The following is a 16,157-nucleotide window of genomic DNA, read 5'->3' as shown; positions in this document are numbered from 1 at the left end:
GCGTTATATTCTTCGGTATACATTGCCAGACATCGGCGATACCCGAACGAATGGAGACCGGATGGAACTCGTTGTCATCGCTACGATCGTTGCCTTGGGCTTCGGTGCCGCAGCGACCTGGCTCATCGCGACCCGCCTGAACGTCGATTGGATCGAGCGCACTCAGGCTGACAGTCGCTATGGTTCGCTAGTCGACGCCACCGCCCCTTCTGTTCCGACTGAGAGCGATGCGCGCCGTCTGCAGGCACGCACCGACACGCGACGCATCCGGCGCGCTCGCATCCGCGCGACTTCCCCGGCCATGATCTTCCTGCGCGCGGTCCGTAACCGTGCCGGCAAGGCTTGCGCGGTCAAGCGAACCACGCAAGGCAACGCAACCTGAGGCGCTTCATTCCCGCGAGCCTATCGGCGCAGCGTTAAACCTCGTTTCCACCGGCGAAGCCACCGGTACGGCCGACTGGAAGATCCAGCGCCGCCGCATCGGCTGCAACACGACCTTCGCGCACACGCCTGCCATCATCGCGATACAGGCCACGAACTCGAATACGCTATTCCAGCCGCCATGCAGCGCAAGCAGTGTCGCCACCGGCACAAGCAGCGCAGCGGTGCCTTTGGCCGTATAAAGCGTGCCGGCATTGCCCGCCGCATAACGCGCGCCGAAGGTATCGGCGCAGGTGGCCGGGAAGTTCGAGAAGATGTCGCCGTAAAACAGGAACACGAGCCCTGAAAACAGCATGAACAGATACGGATCGTGCCCGAAGTAACGCAGCCCGAGCAGCGCCAGCCCTTCGCCGAGAAACGTGATGAACATCGTGTTCTCGCGCCCGATCCGATCCGAAATCATGCCGCACAGCGGTCGCGTAAAGCCGTTGCAGAGATTGTTGATCGACAGCGTCATCGTGAGTAGCGGCAAGCTCACGCTCATGAACGCCACCGGCATCGACGCAAAACCGTAGGACTTCGCAATCGGCCCGATCTGCGCGGTGGCGATGATGCCGCCCGCCGCCACGCAGACAAACATCGCGTACATCACCCAGAACAAGGGCGCGCGCACCATTTGCTGCGTGGTGTAATCGGTCTTCGTTGCGACGACGCGTTTCATCAATGCAGCGTGCGCAGGCGGCTTGGGGCGCACCATCACCAGCGCGAGCGCCATGATGCAGACACCTTGCAGGAGTCCGAAGAATATGAACGCGGTTTCGTAACCCGAATGCTGGATCATGCGCGAGATCGGAATCACCGTCAGTGCTGCACCGGCGCCAAAGCCCGCTGCCGTCATGCCTGCCGCAAGGCCGCGCCGATCGGGAAACCACTTGAGCGCCGTGCCCACGCAGGTGCCATAGACGCAACCCGCGCCGATACCTGAAATCACCGCCGCCACGTAAAGCACGGGCAACACGGGCGCCCACGCATCGAGCAGCCAGCCCAGCGCCACGCACACCGCGCCGCCCATCACGACCGGACGCGGCCCGAAACGGTCCACGAGCCAGCCTTCGACCGGCACGAGCCAGGTCTCGGTGACGATGAAGAGCGAGAACGCAAGCTGAATCGCGGCTTGCCCCCAATGATGGCGCGCGTCCATCGGCACGACGAAAAGCGTCCATGCGTACTGCAGATTGGCGACCAGCCCCATGCAGGCAATGCCCGCTACGAGCTGCACCCAACGGTTATGGCGTCGCGCCGTATAAGGGGCGTCGATGCGATCGGTGTGTGCCACGGTTGTCTCTCTCCATGTGTTGACGCTTTGATTGCGTCAATCTGCTTTAAGCCCTTCCTTACACTGCTTCCGGAACGGCGTCCCAGCCGCTTCTCGAGCCACTTCTCGAGCCACTTCTCGAGCCACTTCTCGAGCCGCTTCAAGCCGTTTCCAGTTGCCTCAGCAAGGCATCGACACTCCCCTTCGCGTCACCGAACAACATCCGTGTGTTGTCCTTATAGAACAGCGGATTGTCCACGCCCGCGTAGCCTGTCGCCATACTACGCTTGGAGACCACCACCGTGCGCGCCTTCCACACTTCGAGCACCGGCATACCCGCGATCGGGCTGGCCGCATCCTCCTGCGCGCCCGGATTGACGATATCGTTCGCGCCGATCACGAGCACGACATCGGTATTCGTGAAGTCTTCGTTGATCTCGTCCATTTCCAGCACGATGTCGTACGGCACTTTCGCCTCGGCAAGCAGTACGTTCATATGGCCCGGCAAACGCCCCGCCACCGGATGAATGCCGAAGCGCACCCGCACGCCCTGGGCACGCAGCCGTCGCGTGATCTCGCTGATCGTACCTTGCGCCTGCGCGACCGCCATGCCATAGCCCGGCACGATCACGACTTCGGCGGCATCACGCAGCAGCGCGCCCACTTCGTCCACGCTGGTGGCTACCACCTCGCCTTCGGGCGCTGCGCTCGCCGTTGCCGCCATCGAGCCGAAGCCGCCAAGGATCACCGAAACAAAGCTGCGGTTCATCGCCCGGCACATGATATAGCTGAGAATCGCGCCGCTCGAACCGACCAGCGCGCCCGTCGTCACCAGCAGATCGTTGTCGAGCATGAAGCCCGTCGCGGCCGCCGCCCAGCCCGAATAACTGTTGAGCATGGAGACGACCACCGGCATATCCGCACCGCCGATCGCCATCACCAGATGCACGCCCAGCACCGCGGCAATCGCACACATGATGCCGAGCGCCGCGAGCGCCTGCGTGGCATCGCTCGTCGAAACAAACACGTAACCGAGCACGATGCACACCACGAGCGCGACCGCGTTCATCAGATGCCGAGCCGGCAATACGAGCGGTTTTCCGCCCAGCGTGCCCTGCAACTTGAGAAACGCGACGATAGAACCCGTGAACGTGATCGTGCCGATAAAGGCGCCGACGTAGATCTCCGTATCGTGAATCGCGCGCTCGACGCTGCTTGATTCCACCGCCGGCGAAAGCGCATTGGCAAAGGCGATGAGCGTCGCCGCAAGACCGACGAAGCTATGCAGCACCGCCACGAGTTGCGGCATCTGCGTCATCTCCACGCGACGCGCCAGCACCGCACCGATACCGCCGCCCACGACCGCCGCGACGATGGCGATACCCAGCCCCGCGCCGCGTGTCACCAGCAAGGTGGCCAGCACCGCGATCGTCATGCCGCAGACGCCATAGATATTGCCGCGTCGCGCGCTCGTGGGATGACTCAGTCCGCGCAGGCTGAGGATGAACAGCGTCGCCGCGCCCAGCCACGCCATATTGCCGATTCCGTTCAGCATGACGTCTCCTCAGGTCCGTTGGAACATCTTCAGCATGCGCTGGGTGACCAGGAAGCCACCCGCGATATTGATCGTGGCAATCACGAGCGCCACGCCCGCCAGCACACTCACGAGCGCATTCGCACCGACAGGATGAAGCAACGCGCCGATCACGATGATGCCGCTGATCGCATTCGTCACGCTCATCAGCGGCGTGTGCAGCGCGGGCGTGACGTTCCACACCACCTGATAGCCGATAAAGACAGCCAGCACGAATACCGTGAAATGCGCCACAAAAGCGGGCGGCGCGATGGCGCCGAGCGCAAGCAGCAACACGGCAATCGATGCGAGCGCAACGATTGAACCGACACCGCTTTTGCGCTCTACCTCCTTGTCTTTGTTCGCATCGCCATGCGCTGGCAAAGTCGATTTGGCGGTTTCCGGCTTCGCCGCGGGGCTGGCCGCCGTGGGCACAGGCGGCGCAGGCCAGCACAATTCGCCCTTCAACATCACGGTCGTGCCGCGCTGCACGACATCGTCCATATCGATCTTCAGCTCGCCGTCTTTCGCGCTCGTGAGATCGGTCAGCAGATGCCGCAGATTGGTCGCGTAAAGCTGGCTCGACTGATTCGCCATGCGGCTCGGCAGATCCGTATAGCCGACGATGGTCACGCCATGCGCCTGCACGACTTCGCCCGCACGTGTGAGTTCGCAGTTGCCGCCCTGCTCGGCAGCCAGATCGACGATCACACTGCCCGCGCGCAAACAGGCCACCGTCTGCGCATCGAGCAATCGCGGCGCGGGCTTGCCGGGAATCAGCGCGGTCGTCACGATGATGTCGACCTCCGCCGCCTGCGCCTTGAAGAGCGCCATTTCGGCTTCGATGAATTTCGCGCTCATCTGCTTCGCGTATCCACCGGAGCCGCCGCCCTCTTCCTCCAGTTCGACAGTGAGGAACTCCGCGCCCATGCTCTCGATCTGCTGGCCGACTTCGGGCCGCGTATCGAATGCGCGCACGATCGCGCCCAGTCCACGCGCCGCGCCAATGGCGGCCAGCCCAGCCACACCCGCGCCGATCACCAGCACTTTCGCGGGCGGCATCTTGCCCGCCGCGGTAATCTGCCCGGTGAAAATACGGCCGAAATATTGCGCTGCCTCGATCACGGCACGATAGCCCGCCATGTTGGCCATCGAGCTCAGCGCGTCGAGCTTTTGCGCACGCGAAATACGCGGCACGCAATCCATGGCCAGCACTGTCGCACCACGCGCGGCGAGCGCATCGAGCAAAGGCCCCTGCTGCGCGGGCCAGATAAAGCCGATCAGCGTGGCGCCCTGCTTGAGCTGTTGCGCTTCTTCGATCGACGGCGGTCGCACCTTGAGCACGATATCCGCGTTGCCCCAGAGTTCGATCGCATCTTCGACGATGCAGGCGCCCGCGGCACGATAGGCATCGTCGCTATACGACGCGCCATTTCCGGCGCCGGATTCCACTTCGACCACATAGCCCAGCTTCAGCAGTTGCGCGACGCTTTCCGGCGTGGCGGCCACGCGCCGTTCGCCTGCAAATCGCTCGCGCGGTATCGCGATGGTCATCGCCATGCCGTCCGTCTCCTGATCGTTTTGTTGTGCGTGTCTTGCGCGCCCGAGCGACGGGCGCAAGCATCAGGACTGCTGAGCGTGTGCCTGAGCTTCGAGTTCCGTGACGCGCTTGCGCAGATTGCGCTCTTCCTGGAAGCGGGCCGTTTCGTCGCGAATCACCGCGACGATGCCGCTCAATGCGCCCTGCGCATCATGCAGAAGCGCCACGGTGAATGCGATGGACAATGCGCGGCCGTCCTTGTCGACGGCAGGTACGCGCAGCACGTCGTTGCCATAGCGCGTCTGTCCGGTCGCCATGGTCTTCTGATAGCCCTCCCAATGCCGGCCGCGCAGGCGTTCCGGGATAATCAGGTCGAGCGTCTTACCCATCGCCTCATCGCGCGTATAACCGAACATGCGCGTTGCGGCGGGGTTCCAGTAGGTAATATCGCCGGCGGCGTCCGAGATGACGATGGCGTCGCCGATTGCATCGGCAAGCTGGGCGAAGTCGATGGCGGATGTCATGGCGTTGACCCTGTGGGGAGCGGGTTCTTCGGTCGCGGGCGCATGAAGCGCGAGCCGTTCGGCCTGCGCTTTTTGCGCCCGCGTTGCGCGACTACATCGTCTGCATCAAACCGCACGTACCTCGTGCAAGGCCGCAATCTGCTGCGCCGAATAACCGAGGTCCTGCAACACTTCGTCCGTATGTTCGCCGAGCAGCGGCGAGCCCTTGATTTCCGGGCTGAGATCCGAGAACTTGATCGGGCTGCCCACGGTCAGATACGAACCGCGCTCCTTGTGCGGCACTTCGACAATGGTGCCGCTCGCGCGCAGCGACGGATCGTTCGCGAGTTCTTTCATGCTCAGCACCGGCGCGCACGGAATATCGAACTTGCGCAGAATATCCACGGCTTCGTACTTGGTCTTGTCGGAGAGCCACGCTTCGATGGTCGCGAAGATATCGAAGATATGCGGCTGACGCGCCTGCGCCGTGTTGTATTTCGGGTCTTCGATCCACTCCGGCTTGCCGAGCGCATGGCAGATCGGCTCCCACGCGTGGCCCTGCACCGTGAAATAGATGTAGGCGTTCGGATCGTTCTCCCAGCCCTTGCACTTGAGCACCCAGCCCGGCTGACCGCCGCCGCCCGCATTGCCACCGCGCGGCACCACATCGCTGAAGCTGCCATGCGGATATTGTGGGTACTCCTCAAGATATCCCACGCGGTCCAGACGTTGCTGATCGCGCAGCTTCACGCGGCACAGGTTGATCACGCTGTCCTGCATCGACACGGCCACCTTCTGCCCCTTGCCGGTCTTGTCGCGGCCAATCAGTGCCGTCAGAATGCCGATGGCCAGATGCATGCCCGTATTGCTGTCGCCGAGCGCCGCCGCGCTGACCGTGGGCGGACCGTCCCAGAAGCCCGTGGTCGACGCTGCGCCGCCCGCACATTGCGCGACGTTCTCATACACCTTGAGGTCGTCGTAATGATGGCCTTCGCTGAAGCCCTTCACCGAAGCCACAATCATCTTCGGATTGAGTTCGTTGATGCGCTCCCACGTAAAGCCCATGCGATCGAGCGCGCCCGGGCCGAAGTTTTCCACCATCACATCCGATTCGCGGATCAGCTTTTCGAGCACTTCCTTGCCTTCGGGCTTCTTGGTATCGAGCGTGAGCGAACGCTTGTTGCTGTTGAGCATCGTGAAGTACAGCGCATCCACTTCGGGAATATCGCGCAGTTGCGAGCGCGTGACGTCGCCCGAACCCGGACGCTCCACCTTGATGACGTCCGCGCCGAACCATGCGAGCATCTGCGTGCATGCCGGGCCGGCCTGCACATGCGTGAAATCGATGATCTTGATACCGTCGAGGGGTTTGCTCATGGCCTTATCTCCTGATAGTCCTTGGTCAGTCCGATTCTTCTGCAACGAGTGTGTCGGGATTTATTTCTTCATGGCCGCGCTTTGCGGATTCAGATTCGTGAGCCGTCCGCTTTCGGTACCCGCCGATTCGTCGATAACCGCGTTGATGAGCGTGGGCTTGCCGGAGGCAATCGCTTCCAGCAGGGCCGTGGTGAGTTCTTCGGGTGTGCTCGCGTAATGGCCGATTCCGCCGAACGCTTCGATCATCCGGTCATAGCGTGCGTTCTTGACGAACACCGTGGGCGCGACGTCGCTGCTACCGGTCGGGTTCACATCCGTGCCGCGATAGACGCCGTTGTTATTGAAAACAATCGTGCAAACCGGCAGGTTGTATCGGCAGATCGTTTCCAGTTCCATGCCGCTGAAACCAAAGGCGCTATCGCCTTCGATGGCGACGACCTGGGTGCCGCTCGTCACCGCCGCGCCGATCGCGAAACCCATGCCGATCCCCATGATTCCCCACGTGCCCGAATCGAAGCGCTTGCGCGGCAAGGCCATGTCGATGATGCTGCGGGCGTAGTCGAGCGTATTGGCGCCTTCGTTCACGACGTTGATCTCGGGACGCGTCTTGAGCACGTCGCGAATCGCGCGCAATGCGCTGTGGAAATTCATCGGCGACGGATTCTTGTCGAGCGTCGCGGCCATCTTCGCGAGGTTCGCGTTCTTGCGCTGCGCCACGGCGTCGAGCCATTCGGCGGGCGGCTGCGGGAAGTCGTTGCCGAGGCCCGCGACCAGCGCTTCCACGCACGAACCAATATCGCCGATGAGCGGTGCTTCGATCGCCACGTTGCTATCGATTTCCGTCGGCGCGATATCGATCTGCACGAAGCGCTTGGGCGTGGGCGCGCCCCACGTTTTGCCCTTGCCGTGGGCGAGCAGCCAGTTCAGACGCGCGCCGATCAGGACGACGGCATCGGCTTCGGCGAGCACGAACGAGCGGGCGGCGGAGGCCGATTGTGCGTGCGTATCGGGCAACAGGCCCTTGGCCATCGACATCGGCAGATAAGGAATGCCGCTCTTTTCTACCAGTTCGCGGATCTGTGCGTCGGCCTGCGCGTAGGCTGCGCCCTTGCCAAGCAGAATCAGCGGACGCTTGGCATTCCTTAGTACATCCAGCGCACGCTGGACCGAGTCCGGTGCCGGCAACTGGCGCGGCGCAGCGTCCACCACTTTCACGAGCGATTGACGGGCCTTGACGGCGTCGATCGTTTGCGCGAGCAGTTTGGCCGGCAGATCCAGATACACGCCACCGGGACGGCCGGAAACCGCCGCACGAATCGCCCGCGCCACGCCGATGCCAATGTCCTCCGCATGCAGCACGCGATACGCGGCCTTCGCATACGGCTTGGCGGCGTTCATCTGGTCCATTTCCTCGTAATCGCCTTGTTGCAGATCGACGATTTCACGCTCGCTCGATCCGCTGATCAGGATCATCGGGAAGCAGTTGGTCGTGGCGTTCGCCAGTGCGGTCAGACCGTTGAGGAAACCGGGCGCGGACACCGTCAGGCAGATGCCCGGCTTTTTCGTCATATAGCCGGCCACGGCGGCCGCATTGCCCGCGTTCTGCTCGTGACGGAAGCCGATGAAGCGCATGCCCTCGGCCTGGGCGAGACGCGCGAGGTCGGTAATCGGAATACCGACGAGACCGAAGATCGTGTCGATATCGTTGAGCTTGAGCGCGTCGATGACGAGATGAAAGCCGTCCGTCGTCGCCTGCTCGTCCTGCGCAGGGCTGTTCTGCGCGTCGTTGATGCCTGCTTCTGCCATGACGTCTCCTCTTTGGCGGGGCGTTGTCGATTCGTGATATACAATATTCCACACACAGTATTAGTCAAGACGTTTTTCGACATCCTCACTACATGCTGCGATGCGATACGTGATGCCAGCTGGATGCAGCGCATTTCGCGTCGATGAATTGATGCGTCACAACGCGCAAGCGCTACATCTATTAATACGGACTACGAACAACATAAGGAGCACTGACACATCGATTCATACGAAAAACGTCTCAGTGCACGGCACTCAATCGAGAAAATCGCAATTCGCTTCGACGAACAGCGCGAGGTCGATCGAATGCTGGCGCACGAGGCGCTCGACGCGTTCGGTATCGCGCGCCTCCAGTGCCTCGATAATGCGCATGTGATCGACGATAGAACGCGAGGCGCGATCGCTCTGCGCGATCGTCATGCGGCGAATCGCGCGCACATGCATAAAGATGTTCTTGATGGTGTCCACGATGATCGGCGACTGCGATAGCTCGACCAGCGCTTGATGGAACATGATATTGGCTTCGGAGTATTCCTCGATATGCTCGGCCGGAGCCTGCTCGCCAAAGCCGGAGAACATACGCCGCAATCGCGCAATGTCTTCATCCGAAGCGCGCTGGGTCGCGAGACGCGCCGCAATGCTTTCGAGCGCGGCCCACATATAGATCATCTCGACGATTTCCTTGCGCGTCTTGCGCAGGATATACACGCCGCGCCGCGGCACCGTGCGCAGAAAACCCTCCTGCTCCAGCAAAGTCATGGCCTCGCGGACCGGCGTGCGGCTCACACCGAGCTTTTCGGTGAGTTCCTTTTCATCCAGACGAATTTCGTCTCGCGAGCGATAGATATCGGTTTCGGCAATCGCCTGCCTCAGCTTTGCATACGCCTGATCACGCAGCGAGATCGTGGCGTTGATGGGTTCGAGCGTCAGGGTCAGCGGCGACGCTCCGGCTTCGTCTTGGGTTTCAGCGGACATCGGTGACGGGTCTCCAACGTACGGTTTGGCCGGGACTTCAGGCGAATTCGATATTTTCAATACAATATATCAGCGACCAAGACGTCACAACGCGGGGTTTACGCTCAGATCAGAGGGTCAGTTGCCTCGGGGATTTCGATGCATACGTGATGATTTATACAAATCGAAAAAAACTTTAACTATCGTTTATTCATGGTCCCTCCTACGCTTGGTTCACGCCACTCTTCATCTGCACCAGGAGAATCGCCATGAGCCAAACGTCCCCCGCCGAGCATGAACCGCATACGCACGCACAATTGAGCGCATTCAATTCGGCCTTCGCCGAACTGGGTTTGCGGTTTCGCTGGGATACGGCCACGCTGCACGCGCTCGCGTCAATCGAAGGCGAAGCGGCACGCCTGTCCACCTACATCGAGACCCATCACGCTCACCTGCTGAAGGCCTATAGCCTCGACTTTCTGTGTGAAGCGATTCTGGGACGCAAGAATGCGCAGGCGCCTGGCGAGTGGAAGCCGGCAAACGTCGCACAGCAAGGCGGCGGTAGACACGCGCAGCATGCGATGCAGGGACAGGAAACGGGGGGATGGGACTGGAGCGAGCCGGGCCTGCCTGCGCTGGCCGGTGCGTGATCGATAGGAAAAACGTCTTGATCGGCGGCACCCGCATGCGCGAGGCCGCCGTTGATACGTGACTAGCGAAAGTTCACGCGCCGATCAGCGCGTGGCCTCCTCTTCTTCCTGCAGCTTGCGCCAGAGGATCTTGCCGCTGCCCGACTTCGGCAGCGTATCGACGAACTGCACGATGCGCGGCGCCTTATAAGCCGCCATATTCTCGTGCGCCCACTTGATGATGTCGTCTTCGTTCACGCTGCCGGTTTGCTGCGGGTCGAGCACGACCACCGCTTTCACGGTCTCGCCGCGCTTCGCGTCCTGCGTGCCGATCACACAGACTTCCTTGATGGCCGGATGGCGATACATCAACGCCTCCACTTCCGCAGGCCACACCTTGTAGCCCGACGCATTGATCATGCGCTTGAGGCGATCGGTCATGAAGTAATAGCCATCCGCGTCACGGCGCACGAGATCGCCGGTACGCAGAAAGCGCTTGCCGTCACGCTCGATAAACGCTTCTTTCGTGGCCTTGGGATTGCCCCAATAGCCTTGCATGACCTGCGGCGCGCACATAATGAGTTCGCCCGCCTCGCCTTCCACCACTTCTTCGAGCGTAATCGGATCGACGATACGCGCATCGACATCGAATACCGGAATGCCCAGACATTGCGCCTTGGGGTTTTGCGGCGGATTGATATGCGTGGCGGCCATGGTTTCGGACATGCCGTAACCTTCCACGAATTCCAGCCCCGTGAGATCGCGCAGTTTCTTGACCACGGCGTCGGGCATCGTCGCGCCGCCGCCACGCATCCACGCAAGGCTGGATAGGTCGTATTCGCCGATGCGCGGATTCGAAATGAAATCGACCACCATGGTCGATATCGCCTGCCAGCCGTTGATGCGGTAATGCTCGATCGCGCGCGCCGCGGCGTCGCGATCCCAGCGCGGCAGAATCACCACCGTCGAACCGTTGTAGAGCGGGCTGTTCATGCCGCCCTGCATGCCGGTCACGTGAAAGAGCGGCAACACCGATAACTGTACGGCATCCTGATTACTGCCAAACCAGTTGCAGCCGCCGACGGCCGTGCACATGACGCTGCGATGCGTATGCATGCAACCCTTCGGCTTGCCGGTCGTGCCCGAGGTATAGGGCATCACGCAGAGATCGTCTGCGCCTGCCGTCAACGGGCCGGGCGCGATGTTCGCTGCCAGCACATCGGCCCAATGCGTAACACCCGGACCTTCTACATGGCGCGGTGCGCTCACGAATTCGGGCGGCGGCGAGAACGGCTCGTTCTTTATATAGTCGCTATAGGTGGCCACAAGCAGATGACGCAGCCCCGGCCCTGCGCCCTCGCCCACCAGCGGCGCGATACGCCCATACAGTTCCTGCGTGACAAAGGCCGTCGTGGCTCCGCTGTCTTCGACGTAGTGCTCGAGTTCGTCCGTGAGATTCATCGGATTGACGGGCACGACCACGGCATTCGCGCGCAGGATGCCGTAATAGGCAATCACCCATTGCGGACTGTTCTGCATATAGAGCAGCACACGGTCGCCGGCCTTCACGCCGCATTCCGTCTGCAGATAACCGGCCACGCGCTCGGCTTCGTCCTTGAATTGCGCGAAGGTGACGGGCGTGTCGTAGAAAACGATAAAGGGTTTATCGGGGTAACGCGCGGCGGAAACTTCGGCGTTATAGAACAGGTTCGTGGCCGGAATGCTCAGATGCGGCGAGAGTTGCGCGGGCCAGAACGGCGAACGCTTTGCTGCAATTTGCGACGATACAGCGACGGCGGACGTAGACATGGGCAGGTTCCGTCTCGTGGATTGCGCACCGCCAGCGACGGCGCGCAGGTCGTGCAATCGGCGTGGGCGGCACAAGGGTTACAAGGGTTGCGCCGCCAGCCGTCCGTATACTTAGGCATGCGTATCAATAGACGATAGCGGCCACGCGGCCGCCATCGTCAGACGATGCTCGCGCCGCCGTCGATCGCCAGATACTGACCCGTGATATGGCGCGACGCGCCGCTCGCGAGAAACACCACCGCGCCCTTGAGATCGCTCTCGTCGCCCAGACGCTGCAGCGGCGTGTGATCGATCACAGTCTGGCCGAGCTTGTCGAGCAGGCCCGCCGCCATTTTCGTCGGGAAGAAACCCGGGCAGATGGCGTTCACGTTGATGTTGTACTTGCCCCATTCGGCAGCGAGCGCGCGGGTGAAGTTGATCGCCGCGGCCTTCGAGGTGTTGTAGGCAATCGTCTGCATCGGCCCGAGCGAGCCCTTGAGACCGGCAATCGACGCGATATTGATGATCTTGCCGCGCTTGCGCCCGATCATGCAGCGCTTGCCCACTTCGCGCGCGAGAAAAAACGGTGCATTGACGTTCAGGTTCATCACCTTATGCCAGGCTTCGTCGGGATAATCCTCGGCGGGCGCGCCCCATGTGGCGCCCGCGTTGTTGATGAGGATGTCGATCTGGCCGCACGCCGCCAGCGTTTCATCGACGAGCTTGACGGCCGCGTCGGGCCGCTGCAGGTCGCTGACGATCGTCATTGCCTCGATGCCGAGCGCCTGCAAGTGCTTTTGCGCCTCGGCGAGTTCGTCGGCCTTGCGCGCCGAGATCACCACGCGCGCGCCCATTTCGCCCAGCGCCTCGGCCATCTGCAAGCCAAGGCCGCGCGAGCCGCCCGTGATGAGTGCCACCTGACCGTTCAAATCGAACAATTGCCTGACCTGCATGCTTGCGTCTCCTTGATGTCTGTCTGCCTGACTGGGCCGCGCTGCGACCCGGCGGGTTCTGCGGGTTCTGCTGACTCTCTGCTCATTCATGCACGCCCGCGCTTCACGCTGAATCGTTCGGCGAATTGGTTCCGCACAGCGGAACTCACAGGCACGAATCCGATTCTAGTCACTTCCCTCTACGAAGTGAATCCGGAAAAGCACGGTCGTTCATTATCAACGAAAGTGTGCGAGGCATGCTGCGAGCGCGGCAGATTCGCCGCAAAACGCTATCCGGCCGCAGCACACGGTTTTTAAGACGACTCCGATATCAGTGCGTCCGACGTCTCGATAAGATTTTTCTTATAAACACAGTGACTTAGGACTCGCCATGCTCCCCGATGCCGAACATCGTCTGATCGACGCTTTCACCGCGCACACGCGCGAACCCTCCAACACAGACACGCTGCTGCAGATCTGCGACGCGCTGATCGGCGCGCAGCGCGACGAGCAGATGCTGCCGTGGGCCGAAAAAGGTCTGGCGCTCGAGCCCGGCAACCGCAGTTTCATCCACGCGCGCGCCCGTGCCTTGCGTCTGCTCGGCGATCACAACCGCGCGGCGCAAACCTGGCTCGATCATTCGACGCTGGACTGGGCGCCGGTTTTCTATCTCGGGCGGCTTGGCCGCGATCTTTATCTGCGCGGCGATGTCGACCTTGCGATCGCCGTCCTGCAGCAGGCCATCCAGCAACCGGGCGAGGCCTCCCATCCCGACAAACTGCGCGCGCACAAATGGCTGGCCGAAGCCATGCTGAGCACCGGCAACGCACAGGGCTTCATGCAGTGGATCTGGCGCAATTGCGGCGACAGCGGCAGCTACCGGCATAACGAAGTGCCGCTCTGGAGCGGGCAACGCGACCTGCGCGGCGAACGCGTGCTGGTGACGCATCAGATGGGTTACGGCGACCAGTTCATGCTGTTCGGCAGCCTGCGCCACTGGCGCGAAGCGGGCGCGGAAATCATGGTCACCTGCGATGCGCAAATCCACAGTCTGATCGAAGCCTCCCTGCCCGATTGCCGCGTCGTGGCCGCCAGACGCCCGCTCGCGCTGTTCGCTCCGTGCGGCGACGACATCCTGCCCGCGATCAACGAATTCGCACCGACGATGCAGGCAACGCTGCTGCATCTGCCGATGCTCGCCATGCGCGACGCGCCGCAGCCTTATCCGTACTTTCCCGCCTTCCTGCGCGCGCCCCAGGCTCAGCGCGAAGAAGCCGCTACGTGGGCACACCAGTTGCGCGCGCAACATCCTGGCCGTGCGTTGGTCGGTGTCTTCTGGGATTGTGCGCAGCGCCACGAAGAGAGCATACGCAGCAAGGAGCGCAGTTGGGCCGGGCTGCGCAGCATTCCTGTGGACGCGCTCGAACGCCTGACGCTGAACCCGGATCTGGCGCGCCGCGTGCAGTTCGTCAGCCTGCATCATCCGGTTGCCGAGATCAGGAATGGCACGCCGCGTGGCGCGCTGGCGCACTACACGCCCGGCATCGCGAGTTTCGCCGACACCATGGCCTGCGTCGAACAACTCGACGCCGTCGTAAGCGTGGACGCGGGCGTCGCGAATCTCGCGGTCATGGCGGGCAAACCGACGGCCGTGCTGGTCAATCCCACTGGCGAATGGCGCTGGGGACGCCACGGCACACGCTCGCCGTGGATCGCCTCGGCCCATGTGCTGCGGCAATCTGCGATGGGCGACTGGAGCAGCGTCATTGCCCGTACCGCCGACTGGCTGGCACAGCGCTGATTCACGCAAACGCCGGACCAATCGATAAGGATCGCCAATCAAATCGCCATTGATTTATTCGACTTTCATACTCATTCGATTGCACATTAATTACATTTAAATTACTTTTAAAACAATAAGCTTTCAACTGATAAGTCCCGATAAATCCAAAATCCAGGGATTAGTACGGGTTGCGCCCAACATTCATGCAAATGTTTAATGCCGGGCGTACACTCGTACGAAGCTCGCAGCGCCGCGCACACGCGGGCGCGCAACGGCGCGGCGGGCCACTGACGCGATGCCTGGAGACGGCAGATTGCGGCTATATCAGGAGAAAAAAGACATGAGCTGGACGCGAGAGCAAAAAAACGTCACGATCGCAGCGTATTTGGGGTGGACGCTCGACGCCTTCGATTTCTTTCTGATGGTTTTCGTTCTGAAAGATATCGCCACTGAATTCAATACCAAGATTCCCGCAGTCGCTTTTGCCATTACGCTGACGCTGGCCATGCGCCCGATCGGCGCGCTGATATTCGGGCGACTGGCCGACCGTTACGGCCGCCGTCCCACGCTGATGGTCAACATCGCGTGCTACTCGCTGCTCGAACTGCTCACCGGTTTCTCCCCCAACCTCACCACATTCATTGTGTTGCGCGCGCTGTTCGGCGTGGCGATGGGCGGCGAATGGGGCGTGGGTTCGGCGCTCACGATGGAAACCATTCCGCCCAAGGCGCGCGGCATCGTTTCCGGCCTGCTGCAGGCGGGTTATCCGAGCGGCTATCTGCTGGCTTCCGTAGTATTCGGCGTGCTTTATCAATATGTGGGCTGGCGCGGCATGTTCTTTATCGGCGTGCTGCCCGCGCTGCTCGTGCTGTATGTGCGCGCTCACGTGCCCGAATCGCCGGCCTGGAAGGAGATGGAAAAGCGCGCGCGCCCCAGCCTGCTTTCCACGCTCAAGCACAACGCGGCCCTGTCGATCTACGCGATCGTGCTGATGACGGCGTTCAACTTTTTCTCGCACGGCACCCAGGATCTCTATCCGACCTTCCTGCGCGAACAGCATCACTTCGATCCGCATACGGTTTCGCTGATCACCATCGTGCTGAATATCGGCGCTATCGTGGGCGGACTGTTCTTTGGTTCGATCTCCGAAAAGATCGGCCGCCGCAAGGCGATCTGTATCGCTGCGCTGATCGCGCTGCCGGTGCTGCCGCTGTGGGCCTTCTCGGTTACGCCGGTGATGCTCGCGCTCGGCGCGTTCCTTATGCAGATTTCGGTGCAGGGCGCGTGGGGCGTGATCCCCGTGCACCTCAACGAAATCTCGCCCGATGAAGTGCGCGCGACGTTCCCGGGCCTGGTTTATCAGCTCGGCAATCTGTTCGCCTCGGTGAATGCGACTTTGCAGGCTTCGCTTGCCGAAACGCACAACCAGAACTACGGCATGTCGATGGCGATCGTCGCGGGTACGGTGGCGGTCGTGATCTCCGTGCTGATCCTGTTCAGCCGCGAGCGACGCGGTATCGACATGACGCAAACCGCCAAACACGTGGCTGCATAAGCGCGCAAGCCAACGATCGAG

The 16,157-nt window shown here is 61.7% G+C and carries 13 protein-coding genes; 4 read left to right on the top strand and 9 right to left on the bottom strand.

What is annotated here, in order from left to right; genetic code table 11:
* The first annotated feature begins 61 nt into the window (after nt 1-61).
* The gene (locus U5A67_RS21390) at nt 62-382 is read left to right on the top strand and encodes a hypothetical protein (protein WP_321815790.1); all 321 of its coding nucleotides are present in this window, start codon (nt 62-64) and stop codon (nt 380-382) included.
* 6 nt (nt 383-388) lie between these two features.
* On the opposite strand, the gene oxlT is transcribed toward U5A67_RS21390, so the two are convergent.
* From oxlT to U5A67_RS21355, 7 genes are all read right to left on the bottom strand, one after another.
* Complete coding sequence (gene oxlT / locus U5A67_RS21385) at nt 389-1,717, bottom strand: oxalate/formate MFS antiporter (protein WP_321815789.1); 1,329 nt, start codon at nt 1,715-1,717, stop codon at nt 389-391.
* A 139-nt stretch (nt 1,718-1,856) separates the two neighbouring features.
* Nucleotides 1,857-3,251: an NAD(P)(+) transhydrogenase (Re/Si-specific) subunit beta gene (locus U5A67_RS21380; protein ID WP_321815788.1), complete on the bottom strand. Its 1,395-nt coding sequence runs from the start codon at nt 3,249-3,251 to the stop codon at nt 1,857-1,859.
* Nucleotides 3,252-3,260: 9 nt separating this feature from the next.
* Entirely contained in the window at nt 3,261-4,829 is a 1,569-nt protein-coding gene (locus U5A67_RS21375; protein WP_321815787.1) for a Re/Si-specific NAD(P)(+) transhydrogenase subunit alpha, read from the bottom strand.
* 63 nt (nt 4,830-4,892) lie between these two features.
* On the bottom strand, nt 4,893-5,333 hold the full coding sequence (locus U5A67_RS21370) for a PAS domain-containing protein (protein ID WP_205983866.1): 441 nt from the start codon (nt 5,331-5,333) through the stop codon (nt 4,893-4,895).
* 105 nt (nt 5,334-5,438) lie between these two features.
* Nucleotides 5,439-6,689, bottom strand: a complete 1,251-nt coding sequence (frc, locus tag U5A67_RS21365) for a formyl-CoA transferase (protein ID WP_205983865.1) — start codon at nt 6,687-6,689, stop codon at nt 5,439-5,441.
* A gap of 60 nt (nt 6,690-6,749) precedes the next feature.
* A complete protein-coding gene (oxc, locus tag U5A67_RS21360) occupies nt 6,750-8,495 on the bottom strand; it encodes an oxalyl-CoA decarboxylase (RefSeq protein WP_205983864.1) in 1,746 nt (581 codons plus the stop codon).
* A 255-nt stretch (nt 8,496-8,750) separates the two neighbouring features.
* Nucleotides 8,751-9,470, bottom strand: a complete 720-nt coding sequence (locus U5A67_RS21355) for a GntR family transcriptional regulator (RefSeq protein ID WP_205983863.1) — start codon at nt 9,468-9,470, stop codon at nt 8,751-8,753.
* A 248-nt stretch (nt 9,471-9,718) separates the two neighbouring features.
* On the opposite strand from U5A67_RS21355, the gene U5A67_RS21350 reads away from it, so the two are divergent.
* Nucleotides 9,719-10,099 carry a hypothetical protein gene (locus U5A67_RS21350; RefSeq protein WP_321815786.1) on the top strand — a complete coding sequence of 127 codons (381 nt, stop codon included), beginning with the start codon at nt 9,719-9,721 and terminating at the stop codon, nt 10,097-10,099.
* An 84-nt stretch (nt 10,100-10,183) separates the two neighbouring features.
* Here U5A67_RS21350 and U5A67_RS21345 read toward each other — a convergent pair whose 3' ends face one another.
* Entirely contained in the window at nt 10,184-11,887 is a 1,704-nt protein-coding gene (locus tag U5A67_RS21345; protein WP_321815785.1) for a long-chain fatty acid--CoA ligase, read from the bottom strand.
* Between the two features lie 158 nt (nt 11,888-12,045).
* Nucleotides 12,046-12,819, bottom strand: coding sequence for an SDR family oxidoreductase (locus U5A67_RS21340; RefSeq protein ID WP_205983860.1), 774 nt, complete (start codon nt 12,817-12,819; stop codon nt 12,046-12,048).
* 370 nt (nt 12,820-13,189) lie between these two features.
* On the opposite strand from U5A67_RS21340, the gene U5A67_RS21335 reads away from it, so the two are divergent.
* Together U5A67_RS21335 and U5A67_RS21330 are read left to right on the top strand one after the other, a co-directional pair.
* A complete protein-coding gene (locus tag U5A67_RS21335) occupies nt 13,190-14,599 on the top strand; it encodes a hypothetical protein (protein ID WP_321815784.1) in 1,410 nt (469 codons plus the stop codon).
* 322 nt (nt 14,600-14,921) lie between these two features.
* Nucleotides 14,922-16,136 (top strand): MFS transporter, encoded by a 1,215-nt coding sequence (locus U5A67_RS21330; protein ID WP_321815783.1) that lies wholly within the window; start codon nt 14,922-14,924, stop codon nt 16,134-16,136.
* Nucleotides 16,137-16,157: the final 21 nt, after the last annotated feature.

The organism is Paraburkholderia sp. J69-1, assembly GCF_905220255.1.
Lineage (GTDB): Bacteria > Pseudomonadota > Gammaproteobacteria > Burkholderiales > Burkholderiaceae > Paraburkholderia.
The sequence above is the reverse complement of the archived record's forward strand: the minus strand, read 5'-3'. Positions and strand labels throughout refer to the sequence as shown.

Excerpts from the sequence above, each read along its gene's own strand:
- U5A67_RS21375 (WP_321815787.1), bottom strand. The coding sequence starts at position 4,829 with ATGGCGATGACCATCGCGATACCGCGCGAGCGATTTGCAGGCGAACGG.
- U5A67_RS21335 (WP_321815784.1), top strand. The coding sequence starts at position 13,190 with ATGCTCCCCGATGCCGAACATCGTCTGATCGACGCTTTCACCGCGCAC.
- U5A67_RS21370 (WP_205983866.1), bottom strand. The coding sequence starts at position 5,333 with ATGACATCCGCCATCGACTTCGCCCAGCTTGCCGATGCAATCGGCGAC.
- U5A67_RS21355 (WP_205983863.1), bottom strand. The coding sequence starts at position 9,470 with ATGTCCGCTGAAACCCAAGACGAAGCCGGAGCGTCGCCGCTGACCCTG.
- U5A67_RS21345 (WP_321815785.1), bottom strand. The coding sequence starts at position 11,887 with ATGTCTACGTCCGCCGTCGCTGTATCGTCGCAAATTGCAGCAAAGCGT.
- U5A67_RS21380 (WP_321815788.1), bottom strand. The coding sequence starts at position 3,251 with ATGCTGAACGGAATCGGCAATATGGCGTGGCTGGGCGCGGCGACGCTG.
- frc (WP_205983865.1), bottom strand. The coding sequence starts at position 6,689 with ATGAGCAAACCCCTCGACGGTATCAAGATCATCGATTTCACGCATGTG.
- U5A67_RS21330 (WP_321815783.1), top strand. The coding sequence starts at position 14,922 with ATGAGCTGGACGCGAGAGCAAAAAAACGTCACGATCGCAGCGTATTTG.
- oxc (WP_205983864.1), bottom strand. The coding sequence starts at position 8,495 with ATGGCAGAAGCAGGCATCAACGACGCGCAGAACAGCCCTGCGCAGGAC.
- U5A67_RS21390 (WP_321815790.1), top strand. The coding sequence starts at position 62 with ATGGAACTCGTTGTCATCGCTACGATCGTTGCCTTGGGCTTCGGTGCC.
- U5A67_RS21350 (WP_321815786.1), top strand. The coding sequence starts at position 9,719 with ATGAGCCAAACGTCCCCCGCCGAGCATGAACCGCATACGCACGCACAA.
- U5A67_RS21340 (WP_205983860.1), bottom strand. The coding sequence starts at position 12,819 with ATGCAGGTCAGGCAATTGTTCGATTTGAACGGTCAGGTGGCACTCATC.